General features: G+C 31.1%; 11 protein-coding genes. 10 read left to right on the top strand and 1 reads right to left on the bottom strand.

Annotation, left to right across the window (positions count from 1 at the left end):
• The 8 genes from B5E87_RS02285 (at position 1) to B5E87_RS02250 (ending at position 7,155) form a co-directional block, all read left to right on the top strand.
• Entirely contained in the window at positions 1–666 is a 666-nt protein-coding gene (locus B5E87_RS02285; protein WP_087243328.1) for a methionine ABC transporter permease, read from the top strand.
• Between the two features lie 12 nt (positions 667–678).
• The gene (locus B5E87_RS02280; protein ID WP_087243327.1) at positions 679–1,500 is read left to right on the top strand and encodes a MetQ/NlpA family ABC transporter substrate-binding protein; all 822 of its coding nucleotides are present in this window, start codon (positions 679–681) and stop codon (positions 1,498–1,500) included.
• Positions 1,501–1,776: 276 nt separating this feature from the next.
• Positions 1,777–1,995, top strand: a complete 219-nt coding sequence (gene relB, locus B5E87_RS02275; protein WP_087243326.1) for a type II toxin-antitoxin system RelB family antitoxin — start codon at positions 1,777–1,779, stop codon at positions 1,993–1,995.
• Entirely contained in the window at positions 1,992–2,258 is a 267-nt protein-coding gene (locus B5E87_RS02270; protein ID WP_087243325.1) for a type II toxin-antitoxin system RelE family toxin, read from the top strand. Before relB ends, B5E87_RS02270 begins: the two co-directional genes overlap by 4 nt.
• A gap of 311 nt (positions 2,259–2,569) precedes the next feature.
• The gene (locus B5E87_RS02265; RefSeq protein WP_087243324.1) at positions 2,570–3,235 is read left to right on the top strand and encodes a response regulator transcription factor; all 666 of its coding nucleotides are present in this window, start codon (positions 2,570–2,572) and stop codon (positions 3,233–3,235) included.
• Positions 3,220–4,218 carry a sensor histidine kinase gene (locus B5E87_RS02260; RefSeq protein ID WP_087243323.1) on the top strand — a complete coding sequence of 333 codons (999 nt, stop codon included), beginning with the start codon at positions 3,220–3,222 and terminating at the stop codon, positions 4,216–4,218. Before B5E87_RS02265 ends, B5E87_RS02260 begins: the two co-directional genes overlap by 16 nt.
• A 55-nt stretch (positions 4,219–4,273) precedes the next feature.
• Positions 4,274–6,472: an ABC transporter permease gene (locus tag B5E87_RS02255; RefSeq protein WP_087243322.1), complete on the top strand. Its 2,199-nt coding sequence runs from the start codon at positions 4,274–4,276 to the stop codon at positions 6,470–6,472.
• Positions 6,469–7,155, top strand: coding sequence for an ABC transporter ATP-binding protein (locus B5E87_RS02250; protein ID WP_164483551.1), 687 nt, complete (start codon positions 6,469–6,471; stop codon positions 7,153–7,155). The genes B5E87_RS02255 and B5E87_RS02250 overlap by 4 nt, the downstream gene beginning before the upstream one ends.
• Positions 7,156–7,181: 26 nt before the next feature.
• On the opposite strand, the gene B5E87_RS02245 is transcribed toward B5E87_RS02250, so the two are convergent.
• Positions 7,182–8,972, bottom strand: coding sequence for a flavin reductase (locus B5E87_RS02245; RefSeq protein WP_087243321.1), 1,791 nt, complete (start codon positions 8,970–8,972; stop codon positions 7,182–7,184).
• A gap of 225 nt (positions 8,973–9,197) precedes the next feature.
• On the opposite strand from B5E87_RS02245, the gene ppk1 reads away from it, so the two are divergent.
• Together ppk1 and B5E87_RS02235 are read left to right on the top strand one after the other, a co-directional pair.
• On the top strand, positions 9,198–11,252 hold the full coding sequence (gene ppk1 / locus B5E87_RS02240; protein WP_087243320.1) for a polyphosphate kinase 1: 2,055 nt from the start codon (positions 9,198–9,200) through the stop codon (positions 11,250–11,252).
• Positions 11,253–11,256: 4 nt separating this feature from the next.
• Positions 11,257–12,342: a 6-phosphofructokinase gene (locus B5E87_RS02235; RefSeq protein WP_087243319.1), complete on the top strand. Its 1,086-nt coding sequence runs from the start codon at positions 11,257–11,259 to the stop codon at positions 12,340–12,342.
• The last annotated feature ends 55 nt before the right edge of the window (positions 12,343–12,397 follow it).

The following is a 12,397-nucleotide window of genomic DNA, read 5'->3' as shown; positions in this document are numbered from 1 at the left end:
ATGAGTGAATTTTTAAGTCAAATTGACTGGGATGCTATGTATGTTGCCATCCAGGAAACATTATTGATGACAGTGATTTCTTTAGTGATTGCTGTTATATTAGGGTTTGTTTTAGGAATCATCCTTTATATCACAAAAGAAGACGGACTTTATCCTCATAAAGTTATTCATCGTATTTTAGATTTTATTATTAATCTTTTTAGAGCTATCCCATTTATTATTTTAATATTCCTGCTTCTACAGTTTACAATTAAAATTATGGGAACAATGTTAGGAGTCAAAGGGGCTTTACCAGCACTGATTCTATCAAGTGCACCTTTCTATGCAAGAATGTGTATGATAGCTTTAAGTGAGATTGATAAAGGAACAATTGAAGCCAGCAAGGCTATGGGGGCAAGTTCCTGGCAGATTATTACAAAGGTTCTTATACCTGAAGCTAAACCAGCATTAATTTCAAGTATGACTGTTATGGCTATTTCTTTGGTAGGTTATACAGCTATGGCAGGATGTATTGGATCTGGAGGACTTGGAAACTTAGCCTATATGTATGGATATGCTAGACAAAATATGCCAGTTATGTATACAGCGACATTCTTTGTTTTAGTGATTGTCTTTATTATACAGATTATTGGTGATTTGATTGTGAAAAGAATTGATAAGAGATAGGGAGGAAAACATATGAAAAAATTATTTATTGGAATTTGTGCATTATTTTTAGCTATTGGATTAACAGGTTGTGGAGGTGGAAACACAGCGAGTGATGAAAAAACATTAACTGTTTCTGCAACATTAGATCCTCATTCTAAAATTTTAGAGGAAGCTAAACCTATATTGAAAGAAAAATATGACATTGATTTAGAAATTAAAGTGTTGGATGATTATTATATTTTCAACAAAGCTTTAGATGCAGGAGAAGTAGATGCTAACTATTTCCAACATCGTCCATTCTTTGAAGGTGAACTTAGTGAACATGGATATAAAATTGTAGAGGAAGCTGGTATTCACTTAGAGCCATTTGGATTTTATTCTCAGACAATAAAAGATATTAAAGATATTCCTGAAAATGGGGAAGTGATTATTTCTAACTCTGTAGCTGACCATGGAAGAATTCTTGGGATTCTAGAAGATGCTGGAGTGATTGAATTAAGTGATGATGTCGAACGTCTTGAAGCAACAACAGAGGATATTGTATCTAATCCAAAGAATTTATCATTTGAAGAAATTAAACCAGAATTACTTGCAACTGCTTATCAAAATAATCAAGGAGATTTAGTTGCGATTAATGGAAACTATGCCCTGCAGGCTGGATTAAATCCAACAGAAGATGCGTTAATTATTGAAACAGTAGATGCTGATAATCCATATGTGAATATTGTTGCAGTACAAGAAGGTCATGAAAATGATGAAAAGATTAAAGCATTGATTGAAGTCTTAAAATCTGATGAAATAAAACAATTTGTAGAAGATGAATATAAAGGTGCTGTTGTTATGGTAGATTAAGATGAGTATTTCTCATCCATTGGCATAAACTTAAGATATACTCTTAGGTTTATGCCTTTTTAATAGGATTTCATATTTGAATTGTGGTATAGGATGATGATGTTATATTGATGAAAGTTATAAAAATAATAGTGGTCGTCCAAATGATTGAATATTTTTGTGAAGTTGTAACTTTTATTAGGCAAGATATGTAATGAAGTCCCAAAAAATGTATATAATAAAATTGACAGCATAGTATTTGCGTAGTACAATGTATTACAGAAAGAGGTGATTCTTATGAGCTTTTCAATCAGACTGAATGCAGAGGAAGAGAAACTGTTCAAGAGCTATGCTAATTTTCATGGGATTTCTTTAAGTGAAGCAATGAAAACTGCATTGTTGGAAAAAATTGAGGAAGAATACGATATAGCGATTGCCCAACAAGCACATGAAGAATATTTGAAAGACCCTGAAACAATATCACATGAAAATTTTATGAAGGAACTTGGCTTATGAACTACAAAGTTGAATATTCAAAAGCCGCTCAGAAGCAAATTAAGAAAATGGATCGATATACGCAAGTTATGATTATGAGGTGGATAACAAAAAATCTTGTTGGTTGTACTGATCCACGAGCACATGGAAAGGGATTAAAAGGGAATCTAAAAAACCAATGGAGATATAGAGTGGGGCATTATCGTATTCTATGTGACATAGAAGATGATAAGCTCATCATTCTTGTTATTAATATTGGACATAGAAGAGAGATTTACAAATAGAATCTCTCTTTCATTTTGATAAAAATCAAAGGGGACAAGATTTGAAAGATAGAAAGTGGAAATAGTAAACTTTAAAAGACAGTCGACAAATAAAATGATTGATAAAATATAATAGCAAAATCAAAAGAAAAATTTTAGCAAGGAGGGTTTTTACACTTTTTCGTGTATGTCTTTGATTGAAGCATAATAATAAAAAGGCACAAACTTAAAAACAAAATTATTTTTAAGTCCATGCTATGAGATAAGAGAAATCCTATCTTTTTTCACTTTTATTTCACTTTTCTATGTTACAATAAAATGGGTGATAATAAATGAAAAATATATTGATTGTTGAAGATGATGAGCATATACAAATATCATTAAAAGAAGTTTTAGAAACAAAAGGATATCATGTGATTCAGGCCTATCATTATCAAGAAGCTATGGATCATGTCTGTGATGATATTCATTTGATCATTTTAGATATACAGTTACCTGGTGGTAATGGCATAGCTTTATGTCGACAGATTCGTAAAAAGTATCATATGCCCATCCTCTATTTAACATGTCGAAATGATGAGGATACTATTGTAGAGGGACTTAATGCTGGTGGTGATGATTATGTTTGTAAACCTTTTGGTATTAAGGAACTTTTAGCAAGAATTGAAGCATTACTGAGAAGAATTCCTGTTGATGAAGATATTATTTATACTGCAGATTTGAAAATAGATACCAAATCTTATCAGGTATATAAACAGGGACAACTTATAGATTTAGGCTTAATTCCTTATTATATTCTTGTTCATCTTGTTCAACATCAGGGGATTGTTGTGACACGTCAACAACTTTTGATGATGATTGAACATTTAACGGGACATGATTTAGAAGATAATACTCTATCAGTTCATATGAAAAGATTAAGGGAAAAAATAGGAACTTATCATGGTTCTTATATTGAAACAATGAGAGGGGTGGGATATCGATGGATTCAAAAATAAATGCTTATGTTTTAAAAATAATGATACTTCTTTATATCATTATTTTTTGTTTATTAGGTTTCTTTTTGATTTATGATTTTCAAATCCTTTGGCTCTGTTTTATGATTTTGTTTGGAAGTTTGGGTCTTCTTTTTTATATCATATACCAGCATTATCAAAAACAGATGACATATCTTATTCAACAATGTGAAAGCATTATTGAAGATCAGTCAATGTCACCCATGGATGGTGAAGGAAACATCAGTATATTGTCGTTTCAGTTATCGACACTCCAAAAACGATATCATGCTTTATTACAAACCATGTCACAGGAACAAATTAAATTAAAGGATTATATTGAAAACATTTCGCATCAGCTCAAAACACCTATGACATCAATGCGTTTAAATGAAGAAATGCTGATGGAATGTCTGCAGGGTCAAGAGTTATCCAAAGTTCAGCACATTTATCAACAGACATTAAAAATTGAAACATTAGTTAATGATTTATTGACATTAGCTTTATTGGATTCTCATAGCATCCAATTTCAGTTTCAGTTAGAAGATATCACTATGATGATTGAAGATATTGAAAATGATTTGGATTATTTAATGACACAACATGATGTTCATATTCATTTACAGACGACTATACCCAATATCATGTGTGATTATAAATGGTTTAAAGAAGCTTTGATTAACATTTTGAAGAATTGTATAGAATATAGTCAACATCAGACTGTGGATATCCATATTGATGAAACTGAAACACTTATTCGTATTGTGATAAGAGATTACGGACAGGGATTTTCAAAAGAAGATTTAAAACATATCTTTGAACGTTTTTATCGTGGTCAAAATAAACAAAAAAATGGGACTGGTATTGGTATGGCAATGGTGAAAGAAATTGTAGAAGCTCATCATGGCAATATTCATATTTATAATCAAAATGGTGCTGTTTTTGAAATTTATCTCCCTAAAATTTTCGCAAAGAAAAAATTATAAAAGTCACGGGCATTTAAGTTACGAATGATAAGATATTGACAAGGAGGGAAAGGATATGAATAAGACAATATTTCAATTGGCATATCGCCAAGTTAAAATTCATAAAAGTCAATATCTTTTTATGTGCATATTTATCTTTGTGATGACATTAGCTTTTCATACTTATATCATTGGCACTCAATCTTATCATCAGATGCATAAAGTTTATAATGAAAAGTATTATGGTTCATGGTATATAAAGTATAATGTCCAAAAAGTAGAATTTGACTTATTAAAAGAAGAAATTGCTGATAATCAGGACATAGAATATCATTTTATGTATATGTTAGGACAAACAGATGACGGTTTCAATATTGATTTTGGGGATGAAGGTTTTTATGATTTTTGTGCAATCACATTAAAAGAAGGACATTTTCCTTTACAAGACAATGAAATTGTTGTCAGTGATGATTTATCCTATAAAATCAATGATCTTGTTGAAGTGGATCTTTTAGGAACAAAGAAAATGAAAGTTGTCGGAATTGTCCATAATTCTCAAAATCTGTTCTGTGATATTTACACTTTACCACAGGATGATTATGAGGAAGTGATTATGTATTGCGATTCATTATATGACTCACCACAAAGCTTAGTACCATTTCATGATTCTTATTATATAGAAGAAAATACTAATGTTTATGGATACAATCATAATGAAGCGTGGAACGATTTTTATACGATTTCTGCAAATCTTGGTGTCTTTTTACAGGCGGGTCTTTTAATTGCAGTATCATTAATTGCTTTGACGACAACGCTTTTAAAAAGACGCGTCAAAGAATTTGCATTACTAAGAGGAATTGGAATGACAACCAAACAACTTTTTCTTATGGAAATGTATGAAATTGCCTTATGCAGTGTTCTTTCCATATTATCAGCAACTCTTCTTGCACCACTGCTTTCCTATTTGATTGTTTATTATATATCCTTATCACAGGAATGTTTTATTTATGTATTTTCATTGCCTACTTATCTCTTTTATACTTTCATTTTATTTTTAAGTGTTCTCTGTTTCTTTATCTATCCTGCTAGAAAATCTTCATCTCAGGCATTAAATGGAACCTTTGATCATGCACAGTTTAAATATTTTGATGTGAGAATCAACCAATTCAAATATCTTTATAAATGGCGTATAGCCTGGAGAGAATGGAAAACTCATAAAAAAATGAATATTTTATTTATTGTTTTGATTTGTTTATGCAGTGTACCATTACTGATTAACCAAATAATCAGGGGATATAAAGAGGAAATGATACAACCAGAGAGTTATATCTATGATTGTAAAAACACTTATTATTTTGAAGTAGAAGGGGATATCAATCAGTTAAAGCAAATTGAACAGCTTGATTTTCCTGAAATAGATAAGTATTCTTATCAAAATGCTGCTTATGAATCACCTTCTAGTAGTTCATCATCATCACAAATGACAAAACTTAATGATGAATTGATGAAAAAAGCACAAATAGAAGGAACATATCCACAAAAAGAAAATGAAGTTTTAGTGAACGAATATGCAAATATAGCGATAGGAGATATTGTAAAAATAGAAAATCATGATTTTTATGTTACAGGAATTGTACAATCATATACTATCGAAGGCGATAGGTCTAATGATTATAATAGTTTTGATTATCAGTTCATCAATGGTGAGATTTTTATGACAAAAGAAGCTTTCGATAAAATGTTTTCATCATCTCATCCTGTATTATGTATCTGGTATGACGATTTTGAAGAGCGTGATCAATATTTACAAATGATTGAAGATAATGATATTGGAGGAATATCTATCTATGATATGGGATTGAAAGAATTTACACGATATAATGGGTCAATTGAAGAAATACCACTTCTTGTAGATAATGAAATGATGATTGTTGGTCTCATTATGTTTTTTATTCTATGTTATTACTTAAATAAAAATTATCTCATCAATCATCAAAGAGATTATATGATGATGAGAATTGTGGGAATGACAAAAAGAGAAATGTTAATCAAAGAAGTAGAAAAAGGTTTTTATTCTTTTGTCATTATTAATATTATGAATATAACTTTGATTTTATTGGTAGAATCTTATCTTCAGATTGTCTATATTCCTATAGTGGAATTTCTTGTGATGAGTTTCATATGTTTAGGTATATGTGTGGTTATTTATATGATGCCATTATATGTTTTATGGAATGATTTAATGAATATTGATAATGGAGGTGGATTATCATGATCATTTTAGAAGGGAAGAATTTAAGAAGAACTTATGGATATGCTGAAAACAAGGTAGATGCGATTAAGAATATTTCAATAGAAATTGAAGAAGGTTCTTTTGTGGCTGTTGTTGGAACCAGTGGTAGTGGGAAGAGTACTTTATTGCATGTATTGGCTGGTTTGGTAAAGCCAAATGCTGGAAAAGTTTATTTACAGGGAGAATCACTCTATGATATGAATGATGATCGTTTAACGCGTTTAAGAAGGAGAAAAATGGGATTTGTGTTTCAATTCTTTAATCTGATTACAACTCATAATGTGATTGAAAATATTGTTTTACCAATTCATTTAGATAATAGACAGGTGGATGAAGAATATGTGGATGAGATTATTGATTTATTGAAACTTAAGGAAAAGAAATACGCCTTTATTCATGAACTTTCAGGTGGACAACAGCAACGTGTCGCAATTGCTAGAGCACTGGCCTCTAAACCAGCAATTATCTTTGCCGATGAGCCAACTGGAAATTTAGATGCGAAGAGTTCACAGGAAGTGATTCAATTATTAAAAATAGCACAAAGAAAATATCATGAAACTGTAATTATGGTGACACATGATGAAATGATTGCTAATGTAGCTGATCGTATTTTACGTATTGAAGATGGACAAATCATACAGGATACGGCACAAAAAAACGAATGATTGTATAAATCATTCGTTTTGAATTTTTATTGAATTGGTTCAAAATCAATAGCACCATGTTTACATAATGGACAGATGTAGTCTTCTGGAAGAACATCTCCTTCATAAATGTAACCACAGATTTTACATACAAATCCTTTTTTGCCTTCTGTTTGAGGTTTTGGTTTGACATGATTTTGATAATATGTATAAGTCATTGTATCTAAATCAGAAATGACGCGCGCTTCTGTTACTTTACATATAAACATACCATGTGTCTGTAAGTCTACATATTCTTCAACTTCAAGTGACATAAAAGCATTAATATAACGAGGTAAGAAAGCTAAACCGTTGTCAGCATATAATGGTTCAAAACCATCGAATTTATTAACTGTACGACCACTTTGGAAACCAAATCTTTCAAAAATACTAAATGGAGCATCAACAGATAAACAGTTAACATTCATTTTTCCCGTTTGTTTAATGACATGATGTGAATAATTTTGTTTATTAATATTCACCGCAACACGATTTGGATTATCACTGACTTGTGTGACAGTATTAACAATTAATCCGTTATCTTGTTTACCATCATGACTTGTCACAACATAAAGTCCATAACCAATTTTAAATAAAGCACTCATATCATGTTTATTTGCTTTATCATTAGATTTGGCAATATAGTCACGACATAATTCATCCGCTAATTGGTCAATGGCTTCTTGACTTTCACTATTTAATGCTGATTTAACAGTGACATGATTTTCAGCCCAAGTTATGTTCTTACAGTTTTCTAACATGCCTTTCATGACTTTACAAGCCATTGGAGCCCATGATCCATTTTCTATTAATGCGATTGTACGATTTTGGAAATTTCTTTCCGTTAAATGATGAATGAATTCTTTCATGAATGGGAAAACATCTGCATTATAAGTCACTGAAGCTAAAACAAGCTTACCATATCGAAAAGCATCACTTACACATAAAGCCATATCATCACGTGCTAAATCATGCACAACAACTTTTGGACATCCTTTTTCTGTTAATTTTGATGCCAATAAATCAACTGCTTTTTGAGTATGTCCATAAATAGAATTATAAGCAATCATAACACCATCTGTTTCGACACTATAAGATGACCATGTCTGATAAAGATTTAAATAGTGTGATAGATTGTCTTTTAAAACAGGTCCATGTAATGGACAGATCATTTGAATATCTAAAGTTGCAGCTTTTTTAAGCACTGCCTGGACTTGTGCACCATATTTTCCAACAATACCAATGTAGTAACGACGTGCTTCATCATCCCAGTCTTCTTTAACATCGTTAGCTCCAAATTTTCCAAATCCATCTGCTGAAAATAAAATCTTATCCTTTTGATCATAAGTCATCATTACTTCAGGCCAATGTACCATTGGCGCAAATACAAATGATAATGTATGTTGACCTAAACATAATTCTTCACCGTTTTTCACAACTAATCTTTGATAGTTTTCATCTAAAGCGAAGAACTGTTCTATCATCATAAATGTTTTAGCATTCCCCACTAATGTTGTGTTAGGGTAAACTTTCATAAAGTTTAAGATATTAGCAGAATGGTCAGGTTCCATATGTTGAATAATTAAATAATCAGGCTGACGCCCTTGTAAAACTTCATCAATATTATCTAGCCATTCATGTGTAAAATGAATATCTACAGTATCCATTATCGCAATCTTTTCATCTAAAATTACATAAGAATTATAAGCCATACCATTTGGGACAACGTATTGTCCTTCAAATAAATCAATATGATGGTCATTAACACCTACATATCTGATATCTTTTGTTATTTCCATACTTTGAACTCCTTTCAATGTCTCTATTCATTATAGTCATATCCTAGTGAAAAATCAATGTCGATGCGTAAAACAAAAAATGTTTATTTTCATGATAAAAAAGTGTAAAATAAAAATATAAAATCAATGTAAAGAAAACCTAAAGTTTTTGTAAATAAGATAAATAAGCTTGATTATATGAATAAGACATATTATTTTTTTATTGACATATATAAGGAGGAAATTATGAGAGGTTGTAGAGAAAATAGAGAATTATCATGGTTAAAATTCAACGACCGTGTTTTAATGCAGGCAAAGGATAAAAAAGTACCTTTAGGAGAACAGTTAAACTTTGTATCTATCTTTCAATCCAATATGGATGAATTTTTTATGGTGCGCATTGGAACATTATATGATCAAATGTTATTTTACCCATCTTCTAAAGATAATAAAACACAAATGACAGGGGAAGAACAATTAAAAGCCTGTTTAACAAGAGTTGGTTTTTTAAATCGTAAAAAAGATCGTATCTATACACGTATTATGGATGATTTAAAAGAATATGGTTGGGGTATTGTCAAATATCATCAATTAAAGAATAAAGAGGATCGTAAATATTTTGAAAACTATTTTGATTCAGAAATCTTACCTTTGATTTCACCACAGGTTGTATCTAAAAGACAGCCATTTCCTTTTTTAAATAATAAGGAGTTATATATTATTGTTCAGTTAGAATCTAAAAAAGGAAAACGTAAAATGGGGATTGTCTCTTGTGGTAACGCTATTGATGAAAGAATGTTGGCAGTCCCAAGTATGCAAGGTCAGTTTATTTTAGTAGAAGATATTATTTTACATTTTGTATCTAAAGTCTTTAGTAAATATACGATTAAAAATAAAGGTTTTATTCGTGTGACAAGAAGTGCTGATATTGATGAAGATGATCATTCTTTGGAAGGACATGATGATTATCGTGAAATGATGGAAACTTTGATTAAACAACGTCGTAAATTATGTCCAATTCGTTTGGAAATTTCAGAAGGATTGGAAGATTTGGAAATTATGATGTTGATGAACTTCTTGAATTTAAAGAAAAATCAGGTCTTTTTATCACAGGCTCCTTTAGATTTAGGTTTTATTGGGACATTAAGAGATCATTTACGTATGTTACATCCACAGTTATTTTATAAGAAATTAGAGCCAAGAAATAGTCCAATGGTTGAAAATGCTGTGCCAATGATTAAACAGATTAGTAAAAAAGATATTTTACTTGCGTATCCTTTTGAATCCATGTCACCATTTTTAAGACTATTAGATGAAGCCAGCCGTGATCCACATGTTGCAAGTATCAAGATGACATTGTATCGTGTCGCTAAAAATTCTAAGATTGTTAAATCTTTGATTAGAGCAGCTGATAATGGAAAAGAAGTTGTTGTTTTGGTGGAATTAAGAGCGCGTTTTGATGAAGAAAATAATATTGACTGGTCAAAACGTCTAGAAGCTGCTGGATGTCGTGTGATCTATGGATTGGATGGTTATAAAGTTCATTCTAAACTTTGTTTAATTACTTATAAAAATAGTCAAGGTGTTCAATATGTTTCACAAATTGGAACAGGAAACTATAATGAAAATACCGCTAAACTTTATACAGATTTATCTTTAATGACACATCATCATGAATTAGGTGAAGAAATTAATGATGTCTTTAATCATTTAAGTTTAGGGGAAACCATGTCACATACAGAGCATTTGATGGTGGCACCACACTGTATGTTGTCAAAAATCTGTGAATATATTGATGAACAAATTGCATTAGCTAAAGAAGGTAAAGAAGCTTATGTTGGATTTAAATGTAATTCTGTGACATCAAAAACAATGATTAATAAGTTAATTGAAGCCAGTCAGGCTGGTGTTAAGATTGATATGATTGTCAGAGGAATTTGTTGTATTATTCCTCATGTAGAAGGTTATACTGATAATATCCGTGTGATTTCTATTGTAGGACGTTATCTGGAACATTCACGTATTTATATTTTTGGAACTGGTGAAGACAAAAAAGTTTATATTTCTTCAGCTGATTTAATGACAAGAAATCTAGAAAGCCGTGTTGAAGTTGCGACACCTATTTTCGATAAAAAGATTCAAAATATCATTTGTTCAATGTTTAATACTATGTTGAATGATAATGTGAAAGCTTGTGAATTATTGGGAGATGGAAGTTATAAACGTATTAAAAATAAACAGACTGCAATGAATAGTCAGGAATACTTTTTTAAAAAAGGAATTGATGTAAAGGAGTCATGATATTGTGAGAGTGGGTATTTTAACAAGTGGTGGTGATTGTCAGGCTTTAAATGCGACAATGAGAGGACTGGCTAAAACACTTTATCAACAGAAAAAAGATATTGAAATTATTGGTTTTTTAGATGGGTATAAAGGTCTTATGTATGAAAACTATCGTATTATGAAACCTGAAGATTTTGAAGATATATTGAATCTTGGTGGTACCATTTTAGGGACTTCAAGATGTCCATTTAAAAAAATGTGTGTGATTGAAAATGGTTTTGATAAAGTGGCTGCTATGAAAAAAACATATCAAAAATTAAAATTAGACTGTTTAGCCATTCTTGGTGGTAATGGATCATTAAAAACTGCCAATCTGTTATCACAGGAAGGATTGAATGTTATTGGGTTGCCTAAAACCATTGATAATGATACATGGGGAACAGATTATACATTTGGTTTTCAGTCAGCTATTGACATCGCAACAAGATATTTAGATGAAATTCAAACAACTGCTGCCAGTCATAGCCGTGTGTTTGTTGTGGAAATCATGGGACATAAAGTTGGACATATCTGCTTATCAGCTGGGATTGCCGCTGGTGCTGATATTATCCTATTGCCTGAAATTCCTTATGATATCGAAGTTGTTGCGGGAGAGATTGAAAAGAAAGTGAAAGCAGGAAAAAAACATATTGTGATTGCCTGTGCAGAAGGGGCTATTTCTAAAGAAGAATCACTGCTTTCAAAGAAACATTATAAATTGAAAGTCGCAACGCGAGAAGGACATTCTGTTGTTTATGAAATCGCCAATAAGTTATCACATTATATTGATAAAGAGATACGTGTATCTTGTGCCGGACATGCTCAACGCGGTGGACAGCCTTGTGCATATGATCGAGAAATATCAACATTATTTGGTATTGAAGGTGCTAAACTGATTATGAATAAGGATTTTGGAAAACTGGTTGTTTTTGTCAATCATCGTCTTGATGCTATTCCATTAGAAGAAACTGCTGGAAAATTAAAATATGTTGATGTACAAGGTGATACTGTCAAAAATGCCAAACTGATGGGAATTTCTTTTGGTGATGAGATGACTTTGTCAAAGTGAAGATCATTAAGAATCAGACTTATTTAACAGGTCTGATTTTTTTGTTAATGTTTTT

The sequence above is a fragment of the Massilimicrobiota sp. An142 genome (assembly GCF_002160725.1).
GTDB lineage: Bacteria > Bacillota_I > Bacilli_A > Erysipelotrichales > Coprobacillaceae > Allocoprobacillus > Allocoprobacillus merdigallinarum.
This window is presented reverse-complemented; position numbering and strand designations above follow the sequence as displayed.

Coding starts and splice junctions, on each gene's coding strand:
- B5E87_RS02285 (WP_087243328.1), top strand. CDS start 1: ATGAGTGAATTTTTAAGTCAAATTGACTGGGATGCTATGTATGTTGCC.
- B5E87_RS02280 (WP_087243327.1), top strand. CDS start 679: ATGAAAAAATTATTTATTGGAATTTGTGCATTATTTTTAGCTATTGGA.
- relB (WP_087243326.1), top strand. CDS start 1,777: ATGAGCTTTTCAATCAGACTGAATGCAGAGGAAGAGAAACTGTTCAAG.
- B5E87_RS02270 (WP_087243325.1), top strand. CDS start 1,992: ATGAACTACAAAGTTGAATATTCAAAAGCCGCTCAGAAGCAAATTAAG.
- B5E87_RS02265 (WP_087243324.1), top strand. CDS start 2,570: ATGAAAAATATATTGATTGTTGAAGATGATGAGCATATACAAATATCA.
- B5E87_RS02260 (WP_087243323.1), top strand. CDS start 3,220: ATGGATTCAAAAATAAATGCTTATGTTTTAAAAATAATGATACTTCTT.
- B5E87_RS02255 (WP_087243322.1), top strand. CDS start 4,274: ATGAATAAGACAATATTTCAATTGGCATATCGCCAAGTTAAAATTCAT.
- B5E87_RS02250 (WP_164483551.1), top strand. CDS start 6,469: ATGATCATTTTAGAAGGGAAGAATTTAAGAAGAACTTATGGATATGCT.
- B5E87_RS02245 (WP_087243321.1), bottom strand. CDS start 8,972: ATGGAAATAACAAAAGATATCAGATATGTAGGTGTTAATGACCATCAT.
- ppk1 (WP_087243320.1), top strand. CDS start 9,198: ATGAGAGGTTGTAGAGAAAATAGAGAATTATCATGGTTAAAATTCAAC.